General features: G+C 61.3%; 34 protein-coding genes and 1 tRNA gene. 14 read left to right on the plus strand and 21 right to left on the minus strand.

Features of this window, described 5'->3' with window-relative positions; translation table 11 throughout:
- Nucleotides 1-164: 164 nt before the first annotated feature.
- From ACK56M_RS22405 to ACK56M_RS22465, 13 genes are read right to left on the minus strand one after another with little or no spacing between them, the layout of a single operon-like run.
- The gene (locus ACK56M_RS22405; protein ID WP_054572660.1) at nt 165-554 is read right to left on the minus strand and encodes an antiterminator Q family protein; all 390 of its coding nucleotides are present in this window, start codon (nt 552-554) and stop codon (nt 165-167) included.
- The gene (locus tag ACK56M_RS22410; protein WP_016489225.1) at nt 551-838 is read right to left on the minus strand and encodes a hypothetical protein; all 288 of its coding nucleotides are present in this window, start codon (nt 836-838) and stop codon (nt 551-553) included. Before ACK56M_RS22410 ends, ACK56M_RS22405 begins: the two co-directional genes overlap by 4 nt.
- A complete protein-coding gene (locus ACK56M_RS22415; RefSeq protein WP_054572659.1) occupies nt 835-1392 on the minus strand; it encodes a hypothetical protein in 558 nt (185 codons plus the stop codon). Before ACK56M_RS22415 ends, ACK56M_RS22410 begins: the two co-directional genes overlap by 4 nt.
- The gene (locus ACK56M_RS22420) at nt 1389-1892 is read right to left on the minus strand and encodes a hypothetical protein (protein WP_161551441.1); all 504 of its coding nucleotides are present in this window, start codon (nt 1890-1892) and stop codon (nt 1389-1391) included. Before ACK56M_RS22420 ends, ACK56M_RS22415 begins: the two co-directional genes overlap by 4 nt.
- Entirely contained in the window at nt 1879-3273 is a 1395-nt protein-coding gene (locus ACK56M_RS22425; protein ID WP_286595747.1) for a replicative DNA helicase, read from the minus strand. The genes ACK56M_RS22420 and ACK56M_RS22425 overlap by 14 nt, the downstream gene beginning before the upstream one ends.
- Complete coding sequence (locus ACK56M_RS22430; RefSeq protein WP_161551443.1) at nt 3270-4070, minus strand: ATP-binding protein; 801 nt, start codon at nt 4068-4070, stop codon at nt 3270-3272. The genes ACK56M_RS22425 and ACK56M_RS22430 overlap by 4 nt, the downstream gene beginning before the upstream one ends.
- On the minus strand, nt 4051-4830 hold the full coding sequence (locus tag ACK56M_RS22435) for a hypothetical protein (RefSeq protein WP_286595749.1): 780 nt from the start codon (nt 4828-4830) through the stop codon (nt 4051-4053). Before ACK56M_RS22435 ends, ACK56M_RS22430 begins: the two co-directional genes overlap by 20 nt.
- Complete coding sequence (locus ACK56M_RS22440) at nt 4827-5057, minus strand: hypothetical protein (RefSeq protein WP_286595751.1); 231 nt, start codon at nt 5055-5057, stop codon at nt 4827-4829. Before ACK56M_RS22440 ends, ACK56M_RS22435 begins: the two co-directional genes overlap by 4 nt.
- On the minus strand, nt 5054-5704 hold the full coding sequence (locus tag ACK56M_RS22445) for a hypothetical protein (RefSeq protein ID WP_123109043.1): 651 nt from the start codon (nt 5702-5704) through the stop codon (nt 5054-5056). Before ACK56M_RS22445 ends, ACK56M_RS22440 begins: the two co-directional genes overlap by 4 nt.
- Entirely contained in the window at nt 5698-6468 is a 771-nt protein-coding gene (locus tag ACK56M_RS22450) for an ORF6N domain-containing protein (RefSeq protein ID WP_411959074.1), read from the minus strand. The genes ACK56M_RS22445 and ACK56M_RS22450 overlap by 7 nt, the downstream gene beginning before the upstream one ends.
- The gene (locus ACK56M_RS22455) at nt 6465-6944 is read right to left on the minus strand and encodes a Cro/CI family transcriptional regulator (protein ID WP_411959075.1); all 480 of its coding nucleotides are present in this window, start codon (nt 6942-6944) and stop codon (nt 6465-6467) included. Before ACK56M_RS22455 ends, ACK56M_RS22450 begins: the two co-directional genes overlap by 4 nt.
- Nucleotides 6941-7210 (minus strand): hypothetical protein, encoded by a 270-nt coding sequence (locus tag ACK56M_RS22460; RefSeq protein WP_086976767.1) that lies wholly within the window; start codon nt 7208-7210, stop codon nt 6941-6943. The genes ACK56M_RS22455 and ACK56M_RS22460 overlap by 4 nt, the downstream gene beginning before the upstream one ends.
- Nucleotides 7203-7541, minus strand: coding sequence for a hypothetical protein (locus ACK56M_RS22465; RefSeq protein WP_411959076.1), 339 nt, complete (start codon nt 7539-7541; stop codon nt 7203-7205). Before ACK56M_RS22465 ends, ACK56M_RS22460 begins: the two co-directional genes overlap by 8 nt.
- Before the next feature lie 177 nt (nt 7542-7718).
- Between ACK56M_RS22465 and ACK56M_RS22470 the strand changes: the two genes are divergently transcribed.
- From ACK56M_RS22470 to ACK56M_RS22525, 12 genes are all read left to right on the plus strand, one after another.
- A complete protein-coding gene (locus ACK56M_RS22470; protein WP_012313224.1) occupies nt 7719-8204 on the plus strand; it encodes a hypothetical protein in 486 nt (161 codons plus the stop codon).
- A 516-nt stretch (nt 8205-8720) separates the two neighbouring features.
- On the plus strand, nt 8721-9467 hold the full coding sequence (locus ACK56M_RS22475; protein WP_225903918.1) for a LexA family protein: 747 nt from the start codon (nt 8721-8723) through the stop codon (nt 9465-9467).
- A gap of 137 nt (nt 9468-9604) precedes the next feature.
- Nucleotides 9605-9994: a LuxR C-terminal-related transcriptional regulator gene (locus ACK56M_RS22480; RefSeq protein ID WP_286595758.1), complete on the plus strand. Its 390-nt coding sequence runs from the start codon at nt 9605-9607 to the stop codon at nt 9992-9994.
- Nucleotides 9995-10213: 219 nt separating this feature from the next.
- Nucleotides 10214-11008 (plus strand): Bro-N domain-containing protein, encoded by a 795-nt coding sequence (locus ACK56M_RS22485; RefSeq protein WP_286595759.1) that lies wholly within the window; start codon nt 10214-10216, stop codon nt 11006-11008.
- Nucleotides 11009-11089: 81 nt separating this feature from the next.
- Complete coding sequence (locus ACK56M_RS22490) at nt 11090-11485, plus strand: carbon storage regulator (RefSeq protein WP_411959077.1); 396 nt, start codon at nt 11090-11092, stop codon at nt 11483-11485.
- Nucleotides 11482-11628 carry a hypothetical protein gene (locus ACK56M_RS22495; protein WP_411959078.1) on the plus strand — a complete coding sequence of 49 codons (147 nt, stop codon included), beginning with the start codon at nt 11482-11484 and terminating at the stop codon, nt 11626-11628. The genes ACK56M_RS22490 and ACK56M_RS22495 overlap by 4 nt, the downstream gene beginning before the upstream one ends.
- The gene (locus ACK56M_RS22500) at nt 11622-12311 is read left to right on the plus strand and encodes a hypothetical protein (RefSeq protein ID WP_274395743.1); all 690 of its coding nucleotides are present in this window, start codon (nt 11622-11624) and stop codon (nt 12309-12311) included. The genes ACK56M_RS22495 and ACK56M_RS22500 overlap by 7 nt, the downstream gene beginning before the upstream one ends.
- On the plus strand, nt 12308-13042 hold the full coding sequence (locus ACK56M_RS22505; RefSeq protein WP_411959079.1) for a hypothetical protein: 735 nt from the start codon (nt 12308-12310) through the stop codon (nt 13040-13042). Before ACK56M_RS22500 ends, ACK56M_RS22505 begins: the two co-directional genes overlap by 4 nt.
- Before the next feature lie 157 nt (nt 13043-13199).
- Nucleotides 13200-13520, plus strand: coding sequence for a hypothetical protein (locus ACK56M_RS22510; protein ID WP_411959080.1), 321 nt, complete (start codon nt 13200-13202; stop codon nt 13518-13520).
- On the plus strand, nt 13517-14254 hold the full coding sequence (locus ACK56M_RS22515; RefSeq protein ID WP_411959081.1) for a metallophosphoesterase: 738 nt from the start codon (nt 13517-13519) through the stop codon (nt 14252-14254). Before ACK56M_RS22510 ends, ACK56M_RS22515 begins: the two co-directional genes overlap by 4 nt.
- Complete coding sequence (locus tag ACK56M_RS22520) at nt 14251-14625, plus strand: hypothetical protein (RefSeq protein WP_411959082.1); 375 nt, start codon at nt 14251-14253, stop codon at nt 14623-14625. Before ACK56M_RS22515 ends, ACK56M_RS22520 begins: the two co-directional genes overlap by 4 nt.
- On the plus strand, nt 14622-14873 hold the full coding sequence (locus ACK56M_RS22525; RefSeq protein ID WP_161551452.1) for a helix-turn-helix transcriptional regulator: 252 nt from the start codon (nt 14622-14624) through the stop codon (nt 14871-14873). The genes ACK56M_RS22520 and ACK56M_RS22525 overlap by 4 nt, the downstream gene beginning before the upstream one ends.
- A 289-nt stretch (nt 14874-15162) precedes the next feature.
- Here the strand turns inward: ACK56M_RS22525 and ACK56M_RS22530 are convergent, their stop codons facing one another.
- From ACK56M_RS22530 to dapA, 6 genes are all read right to left on the minus strand, one after another.
- Nucleotides 15163-16140: an integrase gene (locus ACK56M_RS22530; RefSeq protein WP_411959083.1), complete on the minus strand. Its 978-nt coding sequence runs from the start codon at nt 16138-16140 to the stop codon at nt 15163-15165.
- A 110-nt stretch (nt 16141-16250) separates the two neighbouring features.
- Nucleotides 16251-16340: transfer RNA gene (locus ACK56M_RS22535), tRNA-Ser, on the minus strand.
- Nucleotides 16341-16431: 91 nt separating this feature from the next.
- Complete coding sequence (purC, locus tag ACK56M_RS22540) at nt 16432-17142, minus strand: phosphoribosylaminoimidazolesuccinocarboxamide synthase (protein ID WP_004375217.1); 711 nt, start codon at nt 17140-17142, stop codon at nt 16432-16434.
- A 30-nt stretch (nt 17143-17172) separates the two neighbouring features.
- Nucleotides 17173-17931, minus strand: a complete 759-nt coding sequence (locus ACK56M_RS22545) for an MBL fold metallo-hydrolase (protein WP_015271459.1) — start codon at nt 17929-17931, stop codon at nt 17173-17175.
- Nucleotides 17932-19053 (minus strand): outer membrane protein assembly factor BamC, encoded by a 1122-nt coding sequence (bamC, locus tag ACK56M_RS22550; RefSeq protein WP_004375223.1) that lies wholly within the window; start codon nt 19051-19053, stop codon nt 17932-17934. It abuts the gene before it with no gap.
- Between the two features lie 15 nt (nt 19054-19068).
- Nucleotides 19069-19956, minus strand: a complete 888-nt coding sequence (gene dapA, locus ACK56M_RS22555; protein WP_015271460.1) for a 4-hydroxy-tetrahydrodipicolinate synthase — start codon at nt 19954-19956, stop codon at nt 19069-19071.
- 259 nt (nt 19957-20215) lie between these two features.
- Between dapA and ACK56M_RS22560 the strand changes: the two genes are divergently transcribed.
- Nucleotides 20216-20776: a glycine cleavage system protein R gene (locus ACK56M_RS22560; protein WP_013973793.1), complete on the plus strand. Its 561-nt coding sequence runs from the start codon at nt 20216-20218 to the stop codon at nt 20774-20776.
- Nucleotides 20777-20787: 11 nt separating this feature from the next.
- Nucleotides 20788-21261: a peroxiredoxin gene (locus ACK56M_RS22565; RefSeq protein WP_004375231.1), complete on the plus strand. Its 474-nt coding sequence runs from the start codon at nt 20788-20790 to the stop codon at nt 21259-21261.
- Between the two features lie 114 nt (nt 21262-21375).
- Here ACK56M_RS22565 and ACK56M_RS22570 read toward each other — a convergent pair whose 3' ends face one another.
- On the minus strand, nt 21376-22446 hold the full coding sequence (locus ACK56M_RS22570; protein WP_015271461.1) for an AI-2E family transporter: 1071 nt from the start codon (nt 22444-22446) through the stop codon (nt 21376-21378).
- Nucleotides 22447-22465: 19 nt separating this feature from the next.
- Nucleotides 22466-22705 carry a sulfurtransferase TusA family protein gene (locus tag ACK56M_RS22575; RefSeq protein ID WP_004375233.1) on the minus strand — a complete coding sequence of 80 codons (240 nt, stop codon included), beginning with the start codon at nt 22703-22705 and terminating at the stop codon, nt 22466-22468.
- Nucleotides 22706-22751 lie beyond the last annotated feature (46 nt).

Below are 22751 nucleotides of genomic sequence, written 5' to 3' on the forward strand. Positions count from 1 at the left end.
TCCCTCATACAAGAAAAATGCTTTTTCTGGAGGGCTACCTGAATCGAAGCCCCTCAAAAACACAAAACCCCGACACGATGGCCGGGGTTTGTCTGTGTCGCGTAACGTTGCAAGCTGGACACGCTGCTATGAAAACAGGTGTTTATCCGCCCGCATAGAACTTTTTACGCAGCTTCTCGAATTTCTTCGAGGGCGCAGTCGATCCATGCAACGCCAGCCTTGATGATCTCTCGGGCCTTGCGCTCGGACATTCCAGCCTCCCGACCTACCCGCATAGCCGGTTGCTTGTAGCCGTAGTACGCCCACACGAAGTCCCCCATCTGCTGGTTGCGCTTCACAAGCCTTGCAACAGCACCATCCACGACCAGCGCCAGATCGTCCGTGATCACATGCTGGCGCGCACCACCCTCGGATGGGACGTTGTCCCGCATGAGCGCATACAGGGGTGAGACGTACCGTGGCACGCCCATCTCGCACATCCGCCACCAGCCCCACTGCTCGAGCAAGTACTCGGTATCGCCCAGCATCTTGTCCACGTAGGTTCTTTTCTTCATGCAGCCCTCCGGGGCGTTGGGTCGGTGTCCAGGCCGAACAGCTCGCGCAGCAGCTTGTCAGCGTGTTTGTTCTTGGCGTTGCCTTCGGTGATCCAGCCCTTGGCGAATTGCTCGAAGCCCACATTGGCGCGCGCGGCGTGCCAGTCAGCCACGATATCCATCAGTGCTGCCGAGGCGATCCGGCCATTGTTCTGCTCCAGCAGCATACGGTTGCCCACCTTGAGGAACTTGCACTCCACGGCGGTCAGGCTTTTGCGCGGCAGTGCCGCAGTGACGTTGCTCATAGTGCGGCACTCCATACGTGCAGGATTTCATTTGGGCGCTGGTCGGCGCGCGCCTCGATTGATACGGCGCGGGACCAAGACCGGTAAGCCTCAGCTGGTGATCCGCCGGCGCCGGCCCATGGATGCTCCTCGCTGACGCACCACCAGGTTCCCTTCCGGCAAGTGATGCTCACCTTGGGCAGGCGACCGGTGAAGCCGATCTTGTGGGAGGCCAGCCAGGCTTCCACAGCAGGCCATACAATTGCCTGCTCCTCCTTGCAGAACCGTGCAGTTACACCGCTCGCGCGCTCACCAAGCCCCCAGTCTTCGTTGGCGACCCAGAGCACGAAACCAGTCGGGCCGTGCTTGAGAGTGTGACCTTTGTACTCCCAAGCCCAATCGCCCGGATACTCGCGCAGCGAGGCGGCAATGCGTTCTGCTTCAGGGTATTGCTTCACCTTGACTACCTGAGAACCTGGCGGGAGCACGGCAACCCCGTCAGTGACAACTGGCTGATACCCTGCCTGCTCATGCATAGGTGCCAGCACCCGAGCAATCAACTTGAGCGGGTTCATCGAGCCACCTCCGCAGCCACTCGGGCCTCAGCAATTCGCACATACCCCAGGAACTGGTCGGCCGGCATGGATTCCTTGATCACGTCGAGGATCATCCGGTCCAGGCCCTGCTGGGCTTGCTGCTTGGCCTCCTTGCGCAGTTGCCCGCAGCGGTACAGCGCCCGGGTGCGGTCGTGGTTGATATGCTTGAGCGCTGCCTTGGCCCGGTTGTACCAGCTGCGGTTGTAGGGGATTCCCTGAGCAGCGCCCTCCTGAGCCTGAGCCAGCGCCAGCTCCAGCCGGATGGCGTCGGTAACCAACTGCTCATGCAGGGCTTCACACTCGGCAAGGGTGGCGGGCAGCTCGATAGGGCCGCGCAGGCCGGCGTTGGGTGCCTGGGCATTGCCAGTGGCAACAGGCTGCCCGGCACCAGCACGCTTGGTCACGATCACCGAGACGACCGGCTTTGCAGGCGTGCGGGCTGGCGGCTTGCGGCCTGGCCACAGATCAGAAAGTTTCATGGCGTTTGCTCCCCTTATGGCGCTGGGCATAGCTCTCTCGCCCCATTTCGACATCATCGTCAGTCGGCATAGAGCCTTCGAAGTTTGCGAATCGGCTGTACTGGCCCTCCTGCTGCAGAACGCAGCTGCCGACCTTCGCATGGCGGCACTTGGTCATCAGGATCTCGGTCAAGCCGTTCTTGCCGTGCTCGGTATCCATGTCGCGGTGGACCATCAGAATGCAGCTGGCGTCGGCCTCGATCTCGCCCGAGTCGCGCAGGTCGCTGGACTGGGGCTTCTTCCCGGGGCGCTTGGTCGAGTCTCGGTTCAGCTGGGCCAACTCGATGACCGGGATACCCATTTCCTTGGCTAGCTGCAGCAGGGCCTTGCTGATCTTGCCCACCTCCTCGGTGCGAGATCGGCCGCCACGCTCGCTACGCACCAAGGTCAGGTAATCGACCACGATCCCGGCCAGGCCGTGCTCACGCTGGCAGCGCCTGGCTGTGGCCCGAATGGTCGCCGGGGTTTGCACTGGGTCATCGCAGACAAACAGCGGCGCATCCAGAGCGATGGCTACAGAGCCAGACAACTTCGCCCAATCCTCTTCTCGCATGCGATCCGGCTCGTCCAGCTTGGCCAAGTCGATGCCACCCAGCGATGCGATGGCACGCAGCCCCAGTTCTTCACCAGGCATTTCGATGGAGAACACCAGCCAAGGCTTCCGCTCCTTCACAGCGTTGTACTGGGCGACCTGCAGGGCCAGGGTGGTCTTGCCGCTCCCTGGCAGGCCGGCAATCACAGTCACCTTCTTCGGACGAATGCCACGTACTAGCTTGTCCAGGCTTTCGAGGCCTGTGGAGGGCCACTTCGGTGCCACGCCTTGGTGCTTCTGGTCAATCAGGTCAGCGGCATCACCCATCCACTGATCCAGGCGCTTGAACTCCTTGTGCTCGCCATCGAGGTTCCGCAGGTCGGCCATGGCCTGCTGGGCGGCGGCGATCACATCGGCGGTCGGCTCACCGGCGCTTACCATCTCAACCGCAACGTCGTGCACGGCCAGAATGCGCCGCAGCACACTCCAGTCCTTGACGTGCTTGACGTAAGTCTTCCAGCTGGCCAGCGACGGGGTGTTCTTGGTCAGGTCAGCGGCATAGGCCAATGTGTTGTTGCCGCTTGGCAGACGGCGCTGCACTGCATCAACGGTAACCGGGTCGATGGGCATGCTGCGTTCCTTGCAGTCGTTCATTGCCTCAAAGAGCGCAGCATGGTCGGGATGGTGGAAGTCAACCGAAGATAGCTGGCCCATGATGTCCTCGACCAGACCGGCATCCTGCTGCAGGCTGGCCAGCATGATCGAGCCCAGTACGCCCTGCTCGGCGGGAATGCTGAAGAACTCGGTCATGCCGCTGCCCTCATCGAGGACCAGGTAAAGCCAACCTGTTGCCCGCCGTTCTGCCGCAAGCGATCAAGGGCGCGGTCGCCGATGTAGGACTTCAGGCTTTCGGCGCTCAGGTTGCTGATCAGCACGGTGGGCAGTACCGCCTGGTACCGGCGGTCGATGATACTGTGCAGCAGGCCCAGCTCGTACTCGCTGCCCTTCTGGCAACCAACCTCATCGATCACCAGCAGGTTCAGGCCTCCCAGGTGGACCACCACGTCGCGGTCGGTGTAACCAGAGCCTGGAACCATCGAGGCGCGGGCGATGCTCACAATTTCCCCAGCCGGGACGATCAGGGCGGCAGCGCCGTCAGCCACCACGGTGCGCACAATCGCGCTAGCCAGGTGCGTCTTGCCGCAGCCGACGTTGCCGGTCAGCAACAGCGAGCGACCGGCCCGGAAGTTTTCGGGGAATTGCTCGGCATAGGTCCGGCACTTGGCCAGGGCCTTGCGCTGGGGATCAGTCTCGGCTTGGTAGCTGTCGAACGTGGCGCCAGCAAAGCGCGGGGTGATTCCAGCCCCTATCAGCGCCGCCATGACGTTTTCCGCCTTACGCTGGGCGTTGGCCTGGGTGTGCACCTCAGAATCGCGCGGAGCCGTGTGCAGGGCCTCCCAGTGACAGCGCTTGCAGCCACGCGCCAGCATGGAGCCGTCCAGTTGCTCAATCTCGCTCATGTCGACCTGGCCATGTACGGCACACTCGCCTGAGTAGATCCGCATGGCTGGGCGGCGGTGGAACAGATCAGAAATTCGCTCGGCCATCGTGGCTCTCCTCGTACATGTCATCGGTGTGCTGCGGGAGGTTGTTGAATGCGCTGCCGTGGGCGGCGAAGCCAGGGGCAGGCAATTCGTCCTCCCAGCGCTTGCCGTTCAGCCAAGTGGCTGCGTGCGGGATGAACTGGCCGCCATCCTTGGTCCAGTCGTGAGACCTGCTCCAGGCAGCCAGAGCGATGCCAATGCGGTTGAACAGGTCAGCGTCCACCTTGAGCTTCGCCCAGGCCTTCTCGGCTTTGACCTTGCCCACCTTGCGCGGGTAGAGCTTCCAGAAACTATCGAACTCGACCAGACAGGGAGCGTCAGCGACCGTTGGTTTTTTCTCTATTGATTGAGTAATAGAATCCTTTATTAAGTAGTTGTCGGTTTGCCCACAGTTCGGTAAACCCACACTTCGGTTAACCGAATATTCGGAAACCTGTAGGTTCGGTTCGTAGTGGACGATCACGCGACGACCGAGCACCTTGCCGGTGCCCTCTTCGCGCACTACCTCATGACTGACCAGTCCCAAGTCTTTGAGGCAGGCCATTGCCTTCGAGTAGCGCTCACGACCGATTGCGAACCTGTCCTGCAGGTGTGAGCCAATGACCTTCCAGTCGCTGGAGCGCGTCTGCAGGTAGGTCCAGATGGCCAGAGCATCAGGGTTGATGATCATGGCCACCACGTCATTGCTCAGCGAGCTATACGGCGCTTTCTTGGCGTAGAAGGTCGTGGGCGTTGCTTTTTCCACGTTCACAGGCTTGCTCACAGCTGCAACTCCTCACAAGCGCGGCGCACGTACTGGTCGTGCGACTCCTCGAAAATCCAGCCGCGCTGCTCAAGAAAAGCCCGCTGCTGTTTTGCCCATTCGTAGAACTGCCAGCGGGCACCCTCTGGGAATAGCTTGAACAGATCGCAGCAAGGCCATCCACTCGGCACGATCGACGCGCCAGCGCGCTGATGGAGCTCCTGGGCATGGTTTGGGGTCGTGGTCATTGGAGAGTCTCCGATGAGGGACCGGTGCTATCCGTCAACGGATCGATCTGAACGAGCTGGACGCCAGCGAACGGTGAGCCCGGGCCGAACAAATCCGGCAGATCTTCCTTGGGCGCCGTTCTCAGCCAATTGGATACAGCGGCAAAGCATGCCTCGAACAGTGGGCCGCCCTCCCCCCAACGGTCAGAGCTCCGATCTGCGCTGTTTTCAAGACGCTCGACGTAAATCAGATCTGCGAGGCCGCGATCCAAACCGCTGACTTCTATTCCTTGTCGATGAACAGGGTTCACGCCGAGGAGATCTAGCAGGGTGTCAAGGCCAACCTTTTCAAAGGCCTCGCCGCGGTCATGCAGAAGCATATTTCCAATGCCAGCCAGAAGGTTCTCGACCTGATCAAGCTCTTGCCGACGATGGTCGTTAGCGCGCTGCTTGAGCTCCGCGATCTGCAACGGGGCGCCGGGCATTTCGACTTCGAAGATCCCGGCCTGACGACTGAACGTACGACGCTCGGCCCAAATTTCCTTGCGGTGCTGGCCGGCGTTGCGAGCTACGTGCTGGATCAAGATGAACTTCACCTTCTCGGAAACCCCAGGCTTCTCGCAGATCTCCGCCATCTTGCGGACTTTCGCAGCGTTCAGTTTCAGCATGGTTGTTCTCCAGCAGCGCCGAACAGATCGGCTAGGTCAATTTGATAGACGGCCGCCCAGGCAGCAGCAGGCCAGGAACGAACCCAGCCGAATCGAGAGTCTTGGACTTTCGGGGCGGACACCCCGTGGCTGTCGCACCAGTTCTTGAGCGGGCGGAAGCCCTGGTTACCGAAGCTTCGGCGGGCGGCCTTCTCCACCGCCGTCACAGTGGCGTGCTGACAGCCCCTGCCAAGCTCGTTCTCCAAGTGCATGACCTTGCGTACAGCGGCTGAGGCGGTGGCCATGGCCGTGGCTTCTCGCCGGCTGCCGATCTCCGCCTTGGTGGCAATCGCTTGGTCACGCTGCTCCAGCGCCAGCTGCTCAGAACGCTTCGAGGCCAGCAGGTGCTCCAGCGCCGTGATGTAGTCGGTGGGCAGCGCGGGGGCCGGCCTGAAGTAGTTGTTGACCAGCTGGCGCTGGACGGTCCAGGCCAGGTCGTCGGTCAACGACTTGACGATCATCAAATAACCCTGCTCTGTGAACAGGGTGAAATCCTCATGCGCCCTGTTGGAGATAGGCATGATTTTGTGCGAACGGATTTCTTCGGCACTAACTTTGAAGTAATCCTCCCCCTCAACGAAGCGGCCACGGTTCTCATTAAAGTTCCGACGAGTCGTGCCATCGGGGCGCTCATGCACCTGATCAATCATCTGGGTGGACGCAACCCGCTGGCCGCGGTACTCGACGACGGGCAGCCGAGTGTTGTGGATGGTGATCTGGCTCATACCGCACCTCCGAAACGCGGGGACGGAAATGGCTTCTCTTCAATCGCGCTGTACGAGCCGTCAGCCATGCGCGTTACGAAAACAGCCCGCCCAACGCGGATTGCCTTGCTGATAGCCGCTTGCTGAACACCAAGATCCCTCGCCGCCTCATGCTGTCGTCCGCGCGCAAATTCAGCCAACGGCAAGCGCTCAGGGTTGGTGGCGCCACGAAGTGGATCGACGGCATTTTGTGGCGCCGCGCCTGCCGACTCGATGCGCTTCTCCAGAGTCCCCACTTGGTCGTCCAAGCCGCTGTGCCAGTCATCAGCGTTGTAGATCGCCAGGTTGGCCACGTTGGCGCCGTGCGAATCACCAGCAGTTTTGAGGCGGTCTTCAAGCACATGTAAGACGCCCCGCAGCCAGTCGATCTGGCACATGGCGCACTGAACCTGGAAGGTAGCGTCCTGGGCGATGGTCTCAAGCTGGTCAGCGCTCATGCAGCACCTCCCTGCTCTGGAGCGACACCGGCATGGGCGGCGTAGCAAAGCGCGAGCGCTGCGTCGGCGGCGAAGTAAATCAAGGTGGCTTGGTTGGAAACGGTCGGTTCAGTCATAAGGTCGCGGAGACCAGCTAGAACCGCTTCCAGGCGATCAGTGGCAGCATCCAAGGACTCGTGAAGTGGAACACCCGCCACCGCCTCAAAGACTTCGCTGGCGCCACTGGAAGCGAAAGGATGAGCAATCGTTGTGGGCTGATTAGTCATTGCTCACCCCGCCGGCAGCTGCGCGGGCAACGCTCTTTTCTACCGACCAGATCAGCGCGCTGACGGTCTCGCCCAGAAACGCGAGAGTCGCCGCGCCATCGCAATACGCCGACTCGCCCAAGTTCAGGCTGTCGTGCAGGTGGTGGCAAAGCTGGCTCAAACCCGAGGAAAGCGTGCGAGCTGCCCGCAGTGCGTCTTCGGCGTTCGTGCCAGGCGCTACGTTGAGCAGATACACACCCCGATTATCAATCGGTGTATCCAGAAAGCCGGTCTCGGCGGTGAGGATGGGTTGCGCCGGTGATGGCGCGGTGGTATTTTTTGGACGTGACATATCGTTCTCCTCGAACGAAGATTCAAAAAGTCCCTTGCCGGGGACGGTGTTAAAAGAGCCAGCCTCGCGAGCTGGCTTTTTGCTGTCTGGGGTTTACCCAGGCCGCAAAAGGGTGCCGGGCCAATCCGTGATATCGTTCTGACTCCACTCGAAACGAAGGCCACGGAGGCCCGGCAAATGAAGATAAGTCGTACATTGCAGCGCGAGCTGCTGGAGCATCTTAGGGACTGCTATCCGAACGAATCGGACGAGGTCACGAGCCTTGGGAATGAAGAGGATTGCCAGAGCAATCTCTACTACCTGAGGGAGCACGGGCTGGTTACCCTTCTCGACAGTCAGTATCTCGGTGGCACCAGGGCGATTCACCACGCCACCATCACAGCCAGGGGTATCGATTTCCTTGAAGACGATGGCGGTCTTGGAGCGATCCTTGGGACGGTAACGGTCAAGCTTCACGAGGACACCCTCCGCCAGTTGATTGAAGCGAAAGTCCAGGCATCGAACCTTCCCGAGGAGCAGAAAAGCGGCATTCTGAAAGCTCTGCGCGAAGCTCCCGGCGAGACCACAAAACAGCTGATAACGAAACTAGTGGACCTGGGCATGGAGAATGCGCCGAAAGCAATTCCACTAATTCAAACGTTGCTACAGGGCGGCCAGCCCTGAACTCAGTGGCGCTTTCCCGCCGTACTAGGCGGGCGTAGCCGATCAGCGCGCCGCTACCCCAAAGCTCAACGAACACTTCGTCCAGGTCGTACTCCGCCTGGACGAATAGCTCGGTCGACAACGCCGATTGGCGCGCAGCTAACGCCAGCAATGCACGCGGCTTCATTGGGTGGCCTGCGCGGTACTGGATGAATTCACAGCCACCGCAGTGGAGCTGCGCGGAGTGGCACTTGAGGGTATCGTTTGCGTCAGGGTAGGGAGCGCACTTGCCAGTAAGACGGTAATCTCAATGGGAGTGCCGTTCGCCGTCGCCAGATCGCAGATCCGCTGAGCGTAAATGGTCTCTCCGGTGTATTCGGTCCGGGGCAATCGACCTGCAGAAAGCCACTTGTACACGGCGCGCGGGGACTTCTCGCAAGCTTGCGCTACCGCTACGACACCGCCTGCCGCATCAATGGCCTTCTTTAGGGATTGCATGGGGGTCTCCGGCGAAAATATGAACCTTGAGTACATACTATGTCGGAACTGAAAGTACATGCAACCCCATGCAATATTGAACGAATGGTTCAGATAGAAGAATTGCGCAGCGCATTCGCTGCCAGACTCAAGCAAGCCCTCACCGCCCGAGACATTCCGTCTTGGGGTTCAGGGGCGCGCATCTCCAAAATGATCGGCGTTACCCCAAAGGCAGCCAGCAAGTGGCTGAACGGAGAGTCAATGCCTGGCGGCGCGAAAATGCTGGCATTAGCTACTGCGCTTAAAGTTCGGGTGGAATGGCTGGAATACGGCAAGGGTGGAATGACGGATGAAACGTCAGGCTTTGACGCTAACGTCGAGCCGACTCCCGGCCCTGTCAGGTATTACGAATACCCGGAAATAAGCTGGGTTCAGGCCGGGATGCCAATGGAAGCGGTAGAGATTTCGAACGTCGCCTTGTGCGAGGTTCACCCATCGGACGCCTGGGCCGGACCAAACGGGTTTTGGCTCAAGGTAAAAGGCCCCTCAATGACCTCGCCAAGCGGGATGTCATTCCCTGAGGGCATGGTGATCCTGGTGGCTCCAGGCTTCGACGTTGAGAGCAGCCAATTTGTGGTAGCCAAGATGATCGACACCAACGAGGCCACCTTCAAGCAGTTCATTTGGGATTCCGGTCGGGCCTTCCTTAAGCCTCTAAATCCATCGTTCCCAACTGTCGAAATGGATGGTGAGTGGGTGCTCGTAGGCCGAGTCGTTGATGCGAAGTGGCCAAGGTCTGTACTCTAGGGTTCTGTCTAGCTGCACCCAAGCCCGCAAAACGCGGGCTTTTTTGTGCGCGCCGGAAAAATATGTACTTTTGGTTCTTGCATTAATTGAACCTTTAGTACATATTTCTTCCATCACTCACCGCAAGGAGCGCCACCATGACCACCGCAACCTCGATAACTCTCGGCAACTGGCAAGGCCTTCTCGGCCGTGGCGCAGCCCCTCGTGAGCTGGAGTGCCTGCTGGCGATTGCTGGTGGCGCCTCCGGGAAAGAGGCTGCCCGCACCCTAGGCATCAGCGAAGACGGAGTGAAGAAACGCCTGATCGCCCTGGGCACAAAGTGGGGCGTAACCCGCCGCGCTGCTCTGGTTGCTGAGGCATTCAAGCGCGGCGTCATCAGCCCTGCCGCAACCGCCCTGGCTCTGGTTTTGGTGATCCACGGCCTGATGGCTGATGACGTTGCACTTCGGGTTCGTCGAGGGAGTGGCGAGAAGCGTGTTGAGCTTCGCGTTGCGGCGCGGCGGGTTGAGCAACAATTGGTGGCATAGCAGCGGCGAGCGCCTTCAGTGAGGGCGCTGTCCGGTGCGAAGGCATCACTTGGCTAGGCGAGCAGCGGTCGGGTACGGCGTGTTAAGGCGTGGCGGGCTACGGCGCGGCGAGGGCTGACAACAGCGTACAGCCACTTCGATGTTGAGGTGGCTGTGCGGTGACCAAGCCTGAGCGAAGGGGGTAGCGAAACGCGACCCCCATCCTTTCGGAGATACCAGATGAACTTGATTCAACGCAGCTTCAATGGCCACTCGATCCAGGTGATCCTGGATGAGAATGGAGAACCGTGGTTCATCGCGATGGAGGTGGCTGAGGTGCTTGGCTACAGCGATGCCTACGAGATGACCAAAAAGCTGGATGACGACGAGAAGTCAAACCGGCAAATCGCCGGTTTGGGTACCGCAACTGGCGGGCGCGGGGTTTCGACGATCAACGAGTCTGGCCTGTACTCGGCGATCCTCACGAGCAGCAAGCCGGAAGCCAAGCCGTTCAAGCGCTGGGTGACCCACGAAGTGCTGCCAACCATCCGCCGCACCGGTAGTTATTCGATGGCCCAGCAGCAACAACTCCCAAGCGCGAACGATGCGACGATCCTGATCGAGTCGATGGCGCGAACCATGAACCTGCCGGCTTCGGCCACGCTCGGCATGTATCAGCGCTACGCCGCCAAGATCGGTCAGGCTGACTTGCTTCCTGTCTATGCTATTGACGCTCCGGATGGCGACACCAGCAGCCACACAACTGCTGCCCTGGCCACGCTGATCAAGAAGACCGGCCTGCCGGCTACCGCTCGCAAGGCGTACCTGTGTATGCAATCTGCCGGCCTAGTCGAGCGTAAAGAGCGCCCGAGCAAGACGAGGGGTGTCAAAGAGTTTTGGGCGCTGACCGATGCTGGATTGAAGTATGGCAAGAATGTCACGAACCCGAAGAACCAACTTGAAGTTCAAGTTCATATTTACGAAAGCAAGTTCGACGAATTGTGCGAATTGCTGGATGTACATGGTTTGCGCTAACTAACAAGTACCACCCCCAGCTTCACTCGAAAGCCAACAACCGCGGCAGGCCACCGGTTTGCTCGAAATAAGGAGATTCACATGCTTATGCTCAGTCGCAACATCGGCAAGGCCGTCATCATCGGCGGCAACATCCGGGTCAGCGTGGCCCAGGTTAACGGCTGCCAGGTCCGCCTGGGGATCGAGGCTCCGCGTGGTGTGATCGTTGACCGCGAGGAGATCCATCACCGCCGGGTTGCCGAAGGCACCGCCCAGGATGCGCCGGGGTTCAACATCGACGACCACGTCAAGCTGGTGGCCGATGCTCGCAGGTACCGCTGGTTGCGTGACCGAGAGCGAATCGAAGATCCCGACGAAGACCTGCTGGTGGTGCGCGGCGATAACTGGCTATCCGGCGAAGAACTGGATCAGGAGATCGATACCGCCCTGCGCCTGGAAGCCTTGGAGCAGCAGGTGGTGCAGGAGCAGCTTCCATGACTCAGGCCTGCATGCTCCTGTTGCTGTGGGAAGCCCTGCAGCACCGTCAAACCACCTTTGGCCAAGTGCTCGACCTGTCTGCCGCTTGCGGCCTGGATGGGCGTCAGGTGCTGGCCGACCACTTCCGGGGGTTGCCATGCTAATGAAACCTGAGCACGTGCGTCGGCTGACCGAGCTAGCCAACCGTGGCAACGTCGAGCCGCTGATCTCCCTCATCATCGCCCGGCGCGCTTCCCGCCATTTGTGCGCCGAGCGCGAGCACGATTACGCGTACTATGGCGCGCATATCAAGGCCGCGAAGGCGGGCCTGCCGTTCACCGCCAGCAAGGTGAAAGCTCTGGAGGACGAGCGTGAGGCGCGCCGTAAAGGTCGCCGGAAAAACTTCCTGGCTATCGCCGACTGGCTTCTGCGGGCCGATGACTACCTGACCATCGTGCACGGCCTCGACACCATCCTTGATGTCTTGGCGGTCAACGCGGTGCATCGAGCTGAGGCTGCCGAATATGCTGCCGAAGCCAGAGGCACGCTCTCCGGGGTCGCGTTCGTGGCCGGCCTGGAGGACAGCGCCAGCGCTCGATCCGGGCGAAACCAGCATGACTTCAAGGATGGACCGCTGTTCAACGCACTCATGCGTCAGTTCGAGCAGATGATGCTGGACAACCCGGGCGCCATGCCAGATCCGTGCGCGCCCGGTGGACCACTCTACGGAATCCCGACCTACACGCAGATGCCCGACGGCACCATGGTGCGCAACGCGCCCACTGTGACAGTGCATGACAGCCATGGCAGCCACGTCGTCACCGGAAAACCGAGGACTGCAAAATGATCAAGCGCCGCGAAATCAACCCCGCCGCCCTGCCCGCCGTGGGCCAGCTCCTTGGTGGTGGCTTCTTCGCCGGCCGGATCTTCTTCGACGGCGCCGAGCACGCTGTCATCGACGCCGGCCGAGAGTTCGAGGTCGCCGCCCATTGGTGGCAGGAGGAAGGCCCGCGCCCACGCATCCGTGGCGCCACGTCGCGTTTCGATGGCCTGGCCAACACCCAGGCCATGGCCGCCGAGGGCAGTGCTATCGCCCGCAAGGTGCTGGGCATGAACATCCGTGGCACCTGGGGCTGGCACATCCCTTCCATCGAGGAGCTGCAGGTACTGCGCTGCAATCTCTTGCAGCTTCCAGAATGGGGTCACGACGGGTCGTACACAGTCAGGGGCGCGACCCAGGCGTTCGGCCTTAGCGAGTACTGGACCAGCAGCCAGAAATCGAACGCAGCGACTGCCTGGTGCATGCACATGCTGCCTTGGTGCGTGCCTGATACCAACTGGGTGAGCAAGTGCAAGGGCATCAGGCCGGTGCGCACCTTGCTGATCAGCCAGGAGGCTTTCGTGCACGAGCCATCGACCGACGCGGCCGTGCCCAGCGCCGATCTGCGCGGCCTGGCCAACCAGCAGGCGGTAGCCACCGTGCTCGAGCGGTTCGTGAACGAGGACACCGGGAAGTTCTACGGGCGCACCGAGGCCTTGGTGGCTGAGCTGGCCGCGCTGGCGGGAGGCCAGCCATGAGCGCCGTAATCGAAGTCACGCAGAACAAGAACGGGAGCTGGACGGCCCGAGGCTCCCGCCCCGGAATCTACGCCGAGTGCACGTGCGCTACCCGACACCAGGCCGTGGTGGCCCTGGACAAAGCGCTCCATGCATTCGATCAAAAGGCGGGAAATCAATGATCCAGACCCTTATTTCCACCGCGATCAGCGCCGTTATCAGCCTGGTGCTGCTATTCGGCGGTGCTCAGCTCCACCGCTTCGCCTTTTACGTCACAGTGGCTTTCAACGTGATGGCATGGATCGGCTGGGCATCCGGAACCGTGACCGGTGAAGTTGCCGAGCGGATTCTGCGCTACTGGTGGATCAGTGTGCCCAGCACTGGGTTTCAACTGTATGCCCTGATCAGCAGTGGCCATCCTATGTTGGCTGTTTCCTGCTTCCTTGCGTCCTTCTTCATCGTCGCAGCGGCGGCGCGGGCTACGGGGGTGCTGTCGTGAGTATCTTGCAACGATTCAGCATCAATACCGCCGGCCGCGACTTCGCCGTCGGCGACATTCACGGGCACTTCACCCGCCTGCAGCGAGCACTGGACGCGGTCGGCTTCGATCCTGCTGCTGATCGGCTGTTCTCGGTGGGCGACTTGATCGACCGAGGACCTGAGTCTGACCAAGTAGATGCCTGGCTGGCCAAGCCATGGTTCCACGCCGTACGCGGCAACCACGAGCAGATGGCGATCGAGGCGTACCGCTTTGATCCCTCAGGCCGCTTTGGCGATGTGCATCAATCCAACGGCGGGGCTTGGCTATACGGCAGATCCAGTGTCGAGCAGGCCTGTTATGTTGAACTGCTGGCCGATCTGCCGCTGATTCTCGAAGTGGAAACGCCACAAGGGGTGGTGGGCATCGTTCACGCAGACTGCCCCTACAAAGCCTGGGGTGAGTTCACTTGGGCGGCAAAGGATGGCGGGCCTGCCGAGAGCGAACACGTTGCAGCAATGGCGCAATGGTCTCGCAGGCGGATCACTGCCGAAGACGCATCCGGCGTTGATGGCGTTCACGCGGTAGTGGTGGGCCACACCCCAGTCCGGCGCCTGGCGGCGCTTGGCAACGTTTACCACCTCGACACCGGCGGCTGGATGGATGGCCACTTCACGCTGCTGGACCTGCACACCCTGCAGGCTCACCCACCGATTGATCCGAAGTTGAGTTGGGACTGGGAGGATCGGCCATGAACATCCTCGCATCCATGGCGCTACGGCGAGCACGCGGGCAGCTGAACTCCGTTCAATCCCGATCAGCTGGAAGCCCGGCAACACCAGCTTTGGCGTCACACAGTGCGCCAGTGACAAAGGACGCGGTCTTCACCGGGCCGATAAACCGGTACATGTTCCTTCAGGGGCGCGAGTGGGCGATCGAAATGGTCGCTTCTCTCCGGGCCGCTCCTGTCGATCTGGTGATCGAGCGCTTGACCGGTGCAGCAGCGGGCAGGCCAGGCAGCTACGCGGCCGGTATCGAGTCTGTGGTGGATGAATTGAAAAGTGCTGACGCGACAGGTCAGGCTGAAGAAGAGAACCTGACGCGTCAGGCCGGGAGTAAGGTATGAGTGAAGAAACTGAGGTGCTGACGGTCGAGGGCCTGGCCAAACTGCTGGGCCGCACCGAGGCGTCAATCAGGGAAGGGATTCGCCGCGGCGTGCCGTGGCTGCCCAAGAGCTTTAAGATGGGCAACCGGCACTGCTGGCTGAAAGAGGACGTGCGTAAGTTCCTGCGAGAGGTTCGGGACGGCGCCCACCAGAAGCCCAAGGTGGGTAGGCAAAGACAAACGCCGCCGACCCTACGCGGCGTCGCATGAGATAGGCCTATTGATTACTGTTTCGCCCCTCGCTGAAGCCTTCTTTCACCCAACATGCAATATGGGAAAGCAGGAACGGCGCTACGTATAGGAAGGGGGTCACTGCTATCGTCACGACAAATGCAATCGGCCACTCTCTAGTGAAAAAGCGAGTTCCTATTGCCAGAAGTAAAACCCAACCGATTGAAAGCGACATGCCTAAAACGACACATATCCTGCGCAAACCTTCGGGCAGCGGCCTCATTTAGCTTCCTTGATCAATCTTGCTTGAAGAGCCGGCATGATAACCTCACCCTAACTTTTCGGCGAGGTCTTGCGGGCTGAGGTGCGTGTAGCGCTTGAGCATCGCCAGGGTCTTGTGCCCCGTGATACTCGCGACCTCCATCATGGTGAAGCCTCGCTCGAAGAAACGACTGGTTGCCTCATGGCGCAGATCGTGAAGGCGTAGGCCTTCAATCCCTGCGGCGACACAGGCCCGCGGGAAGTAGTTGCTGATCGTGTTGAGCGCCAGGCTAAAGTACCGGCCGCCACCGATCGGCGTGGGCAGCCCCTCCAACAAGGCGATTGCCCGGGAGGACAACGGCACAGCGCGCCGCTCGCCGTTCTTGGTGTCTTCCAGATAGGCCACCTTGCCGCGCACTTGGTCGCGGCGCAGCATCAACAGCTCAGACCGACGCATCGCCGTCTCCACCGCCAGCTCAATGAACACCGGAAGTTGGGCATTCATCTGCCCGGCTGCCTTGTACAGCGCGGTCAGCTCTGCAGGCGTCGGGCGCCGATCCCTCTCCTTGCTGCCCTTCGGCATACGGATCGCCCGGCAAGGGTTGGTCAACCCTTCAATTCCCCATTCCTTGGTGGCCACCGTGTAGAGATGGCTGATCACCGCCAGGTTGAGGCGGACCGTCGCCGTTGACTTGCCCTCTTTGAGCTCAGCATCGCGGTACGCGGCCATGTCGCTCGAGCGGATCGCTGCGAGGCCCTTGCTGGCCAGCTTGTGATCTTTCCACTTCTTGATGCGGACCTGTTCCTGCTTGGCGCCCTTCTTGGTGGAAGTTACCTCTGACAGGTAGCGGTCCAGGGCCTCGGCCAGCGTGGTGCTCTCGGCCTCGCGCATGTCGACGAATCGAGCACGCGACATATCGCCTTCGATCTCGGCGGCCCATCGCTGGGCTTCTGCCTTTGTGTCAAAGGTGGCGGAAAGTGTTGGATATCCTTTGCGGCGGATCTGGGCGCGCCAGGCGTCCCCGCGCTTCTCGTAGTAGGCCATGGGGGAAATGATAGCGAACGCATGGGGGAATTACACGCTCCCCCATTCCCCCAAAATTCCCCCAAACGAAAAAAGCCCCGAGGGCTATACAGCGCTCGGGGCCTTTAATATGGCGGAGAGATAGGGATTTGAACCCTAGGTACTGTTGCCAGTACAACGGATTTCGAATCCGTCCCGTTCGACCACTCCGGCATCTCTCCAATGCCGCGCATCATACCAGCGTTCTTTTAAAACGCAAACCTTTTTTTAAAAAAAATCGCGTGGTATCAGGCGCTTGCGTGAACGCGCCGCTTACAGCGGCACGCCCAGGCGCTTGGCAACTTCTTCGTAGGCTTCGATAACGTCGCCCAGGCCCTGACGGAAGCGGTCCTTGTCCATCTTCTTGCGGGTCTCTTTGTCCCACAGGCGGCAGCCGTCCGGGCTGAACTCGTCGCCCAGCACGATCTGGCCATGGAATACGCCGAATTCCAGCTTGAAGTCGACCAGCAGCAGGCCGGCATCATCGAACAGCTTGCTCAGCACTTCGTTGACTTTCAGCGACAGCTTTTTCATTTCGGCCAGCTGCTCGGCAGTGCCCCAGCCAAACGCGACAACGTGGGATTCGTTGATGAAGGGGTCGCCCTTCTCGTCGTTCTTCAGGAACAGTTCGAAGGTGGACGGCTCCAGCTTGATGCCCTCCTCCACGCCCAAGCGCTTGACCAGGCTGCCGGCGGCGTAGTTGCGCACCACGCACTCGACCGGAATCATGTCCAGCTTCTTCACCAGGCACTCATTGTCGCCCAGCAGTTTGTCGAACTGGGTCGGCACGCCGGCTTCTTCCAGTTTCTGCATGATGAAGGCGTTGAACTTGTTGTTCACCATGCCTTTGCGGTCGAGCTGTTCGATGCGCTTGCCGTCGAACGCCGAAGTGTCGTTACGGAACAGCAGGATCAAGCGGTCGGCGTCGTCGGTCTTGTAAACCGATTTGGCCTTGCCGCGGTAGAGTTCGTCGCGTTTTTCCATGATTGGGCTCCGCTTGCTTGAGGTGTTGGGCTAGGCGATTTCGCGCCAGTCGAGCCCGTGTTCCTGATTCGCCACCTGGAGCCAGTCCGGGTCGCACCCAAGGGTATCGACGAAGCACTGGCGAGCCAAGTGTGGCAGGTTGTTCTTGCTGCTGAGGTGGGCCAGCACCAGGTGTTGCAGGTTGCTCCAGCCCAACTCGTGCACCAGGCGCGCGGCCTGGTGATTGTTCAAATGTCCTTGCATGCCACCCACCCGCTGCTTCAGGAAGGCCGGGTAGTGACCGCGTGCCAGCAGGTCGCGGCAGTGGTTGGCCTCGATCAGCAGCGCATCCAGGCCCTGGTAACGCTCCAGCAGCAGCGCGTCGTACGAGCCCAGGTCGGTCAGCATGCCGAAGCGCCGCTGGCCGTCACTGACCACATACTGCAGCGGCTCGTAGGCGTCGTGCTCGACCCGCGCCGCGGTCACTTCCAGGCTGCCGATACGCAGGCTTTGGCCACAAGCGAGAAAACCGGCCACCTCCACCGGCTTGCGCATGCCGCGCAAGGTCCCCTGGCTGAGGTAGACCGGTACATTGTAGCGCCGTGACAGCAAGCCGACCCCATGCACGTGGTCGGCATGTTCGTGGGTGACCAGTACCGCACTGAGCTGGGCTGCCGACACGCCGAGCAGCGCCAGGCGCCGCTCGGTCTCGCGCAGGGAGAACCCGCAATCGACCAGGATGAACGTGTCACCACTGGCGATCAGCGTGCCGTTTCCCTGGCTGCCGCTTCCGAGTACCGCGAAGCGCACTTAGCCCAGGTGGTCCTGAATGGCGCTCAGCACGCGGCGGGCGACATCGGCCGGGGCCACGGTGTTGATGTTCTTCTCGACCGTGACCTGCACGCTCTCACCCACCTTGCTCAGGCGAACCTGGTAGCGCTCGGCACGGGCTTCACGCTCTTCCTTGGTCGGTTCGCTGCCGAACATGCGGCCGAAGAAGCCAGGCTGGTTCTGCTTGTCTTCAGGCTTTTCAGACAGGTTGATGTAGTACAGGCCAAGGCTGCGGTTGATGTCCTCGACACGCCACTCGCCACCCTGCTCCAGGGCACGACCCACGCTGGACCAGGCGCGGTCCAGGTCGGCGCCCAGGTACAGCACCGGGTTGCCACTGCCGTCTTCGCTCAGGCTGACGCGGCTTGGCGCGTCGAAATCGCGCGCGGCCAGCAGCGATACCGAACCGCCCTTCTCGGCGCTGCGATTCATGCTGGCAAGCATTTCGTCGACCAGCAGGGCATCGGCACCGGTGTTGCTGGAGGTGGACGGGAAATCGGGCTCGGCAGTGCTGCCAGCCGGGCGCTCGACGCTGACCACATACACCTCGGAGGTGTTGCGCTGCACGCCAGGCTCCATGCGTACACGCACGCGCACTTCGCTGTCAGCGCTGCTGGCAGTGCTGGCCAGGCGCTGGCCGAGCGAAGCCGACAGTTCGTCGAAACGCTGCCAGGTGGTGTTGAATTCACCGGTCTGCGGGCGCTCTTCGGCGATGCGGAAGCCATTGTCCTCGAAGAACTGGCGAGCCACCGGCCATACCTCGGCCGGCGAATGCTGGGCCAGCACCCAACGGCTGCTGCCGCTGCGCTGCAGGCTGTAGTCGGTAACCTGGGCGGCGCCACCGGTCATCGGTTGCGGGCGAGGCACCTCGAATTCGCCGGTGGCGCTGTCGTCGGCGACGTTGCGTGGGATCGGCAGCAGCGGGTCAAGGCGCTTGACGTTGCTGGCGTCCGGCGGCAGCTGCATCGGCGCAGTCGGGCGCGCCTGCAGGTAATCGCTGCCGCGGTCGCGGAAATAGCCATCCTCGCCCCACAGCCAGCCACACCCACTGGTGCTGGAAATGATCAGGGCAAGGGCGGAAAGACCAGCCAGTCGCTTCATGCGGTGTACTTCCTCTTAAACCAGTACGCCGGACTGGCGCAAGGCAGTACGGACTTTTTCGTGGCAGCCTTCGCTCAGCCAGGTCAGCGGCAGGCGAATGCCTTTGTGCATCAGGCCCATTTCGACGAGCGCCCATTTCACCGGGATCGGGTTGGACTCGCAGAACAGGTCTTTGTGCAGCGGCATGAGTTTTTCGTTGATTGCGCGGGCCTTCTCGGCATTGCCCTCAAGGGCGGCCTCGCACAGGTCGGCCATTTCGCGCGGGGCGACGTTGGCGGTGACGGAGATGTTGCCCTTGCCGCCCATCAGGATCAGCTCGACGGCGGTCGGGTCGTCGCCGGACATGACGATGAAGTCTTTGTCGACGCCATCGAGGATGGCCTTGGCGCGTACCAGGTCGCCGGTGGCTTCCTTGATGCCGATGATGTTCTTGACCTTCGACAGGCGGATCACGGTATCGGCCTGCATGTCGCAGGAGGTGCGGCCGGGTACGTTGTAGAGAATCTGCGGGATGTCGACGGCTTCGGCGATGTGCTTGAAGTGCTGGTACAGGCCTTCTTGCGTCGGCTTGTTGTAGTACGGAACCACCAGCAGGCAGGCGTCGGCACCAGCGCTCTTGGCGTTCTGGGTCAGGTGCACGGCTTCGGCAGTGGAGTTGGCACCGGTGCCGGCGATGACCGGGATGCGGCGGCTGCTGCGCTTGACGCGCTCAACCACGTGCTTGATGACCAGGATATGTTCTTCGACATCCAGCGTGGCGGACTCACCGGTGGTGCCGACAGCGACGATCGCATGGGTGCCGTTTTCCAGGTGGAAGTCTACAAGTTTGTCGAGGCTGTCCCAGTCAAGACGCCCTTGTGCATCCATGGGAGTGACCAATGCCACCATACTGCCCGCAATCATGTAACTGCTCCTGCCGGAAAAAGAGAGCGGTAATGGTACTGGGGGCATCGGCCTTGCACAAGCGAAGCAGGCGGGCGGAGCATTCCCCTCGGCGCCTTATTTCGCTACCCTTGATGCTTTGATCGGTGCAGCGCGGCCCGCCGGGCCGTCGACCTTGCTCCCCGCCAGCGTCCACGACCTCGCATGCGAGCCCCGGGCCCTGCCGACAGGAGGCTTTCGCCCGTCCTGTGCCGACCGCTCATCGCTTTAGGAATGCTGCATGTCCACCCCCACCGTCCGCGAACAATTCCTTGTCATCAGTGCCCTGGGCCCGAACCCCATGGAACTGGCCAACGTCCTCAGCCGCGCTGCGTTCGAGAACCGCTGCGCGGTGGTCACCTCGCGCCTGAGCCGCCACGGCGAGACCAGCGCCCTGGTACTGCAGGTTGGTGGCAGCTGGGACGCCCTGGCACGCCTCGAAGCCATGCTGCCGGGCCTGGGCAAGAAGCACGGCCTGACCCTGGACGTGGTGCGCAGCGCCGACCAGGAAGTGCGCCCGCAGGCCCTGCCCTACGTCGCCTACGTCAGCGCCGCCTACCGGCCGGACATCATCAACGAGCTGTGCCAGTTCTTCCTCGACCACCGCGTCGAGCTGGAAGCCATGACCTGCGATACCTACCTGGCACCGCAGACCGGCAGCAGCATGCTCAACGCCCAGTTCACCGTGATTCTGCCGGCCGGCACCCAGATCAGCTGGCTGCGTGACCAGTTCCTGGACTTTGCCGATGCCCTGAACCTCGATGCGCTGATCGAGCCATGGCGTCCACAGAACCCAATGTAAGGAAACCGACCATGGCCGTAGCACTCGACCAACCCGTTGCCGACTTCCAGGCCCAGGCCACCAGCGGGCAAACCGTCAGCCTGGCCGAGCTCAAGGGCCGGCAGGTGGTGGTGTACTTCTACCCGAAGGACAGTACCCCGGGCTGCACCACCGAGGGCCAGGGTTTTCGTGACCAGCACGATGCCTTTGCCGCAGCCAACACCGTGGTGTTCGGCGTGTCGCGCGATGGCATCAAGTCGCACGAGAACTTCAAGGCCAAGCAAGGCTTCCCGTTCGAGCTGATCAGCGACAAGGACGAAGCCCTGTGCCAGCTGTTCGATGTGATCAAGCTGAAGAAGCTGTATGGCAAGGAATATATGGGCGTTGACCGCAGCACCTTCCTGATCGACAAGGACGGTGTGCTGCGCCACGAATGGCGCGGGGTGAAGGTGCCCGGGCATGTGGATGCAGTACTGGCTGCTGCCCAGGCCCTGAACAAGGCTTGAGATCGTTGGGGGCGCTTTGCGCCCCTTTCGCGACACAAGGCCGATCCTACAGGAAATCGCGTATCCCTGTAGGAGCGGCCTTGTGTCGCGATGGGCTGCAAAGCAGCCCCAAAATTACAGCATCGGTGACACACTAGGCTCCTGCCGCGGCCAGGCATCCAGCACGGCCTTGATCAAGGTCGCCAGCGGGATGGCAAAGAAAATCCCCCAGAACCCCCACAACCCGCCAAACAGCAACACCGCGCAGATGATCGCCACCGGGTGCAGGCTCACCGCCTCGGAGAACAGCAGCGGCACCAGCACGTTGCCGTCCAGCGCCTGGATGATCGCGTACACCGTCATCAGGTAGATGAACTGGTCACCCCAGCCCCACTGGAACAATGCGATCAACGTCACCGGCACGGTCACCACAACCGCGCCCACGTAAGGCACCACCACCGACAGCCCCACCAGCAGCGCCAGCAACGCGGCGTAGTTGAGCCCCAGGCTGATGAAGGCGATGTAGGTGGCAATGCCGCAGATCAGGATCTCGATGCCCTTGCCGCGGATGTAGTTGGCGATCTGCCGGTTCATCTCGCTGCCCACCCGGTTCAGCAGGCTGCGCTGACGCGGCAGGTAGCCGCTGACCCAACGGCCGATCAGTTCGCGGTCCTTGAGAAAGAAAAACACCAGGATCGGCACCAGCACCAGGTAGATCATGGCGTTGACCAGTAGCGGCAGACTCGATAGCGAGAAGGTCAGCGCCCACTGGCCGAACTTGCCGATTTCCCCGCGCACCGACTCGATGGCATGCAGCACCTGCTCGTCCGACACCAGGTGCGGGTAGCGCTCGGGCAACAGCAACAACAGCGACTGCCACTTGCCGAGCATGCCCGGCAGTTCGTTGAACAGGGTGATCAACTGGTGCCACAGCAGCGGCACCAGCACCAGCATGAACACCGCCAACGCGCCCATGAACAGGGCGAACACCAGCATCACCGCCAACCGGGTGGGTACCCGCAAGCGCTCCAGGGCATTGACCAGCCCCTGCATCAGAAACGCCAGCACCATGCCCGCCAGCACCGGCGCAAGCATGCCACCGAGGGTGAGTACCGCAGTAAAAGCCAGGAACAACAGGACCGCCAGCACCACCGCTTCCTCATCGGAGAAGTAGCGCTGCATCCAGTCGCGAAGCACTTTGAACATTGACGATCCTTGGAAAGACTCAGGCCTTGCGTAGCCAGTAAGTGTAGGTACCGGCCTCGGCCGTTTCCCGCAGCAGGGTATGACCGGCCAACTGGGCAAAAGTGCGGAAGTCGCGCTGGGAGCCGGCGTCGGTGGCGATTACCTTGAGCACCGCGCCGCTGGCCAGGCGGTTGAGTTCCATCTTGGCCTTCAGCAGCGGCAAAGGGCAATTCAGCCCGCTGGCGTCCAGTTCGGCGTCACAGGTCAGGGTTTCACTCATTGCGGGGCTCTCCAAAGGCATTGCCAGGCTGTATCTGGATTTGGCC

Source organism: Pseudomonas sp. s4, assembly GCF_046764235.1.
GTDB lineage: Bacteria > Pseudomonadota > Gammaproteobacteria > Pseudomonadales > Pseudomonadaceae > Aquipseudomonas > Aquipseudomonas asiatica.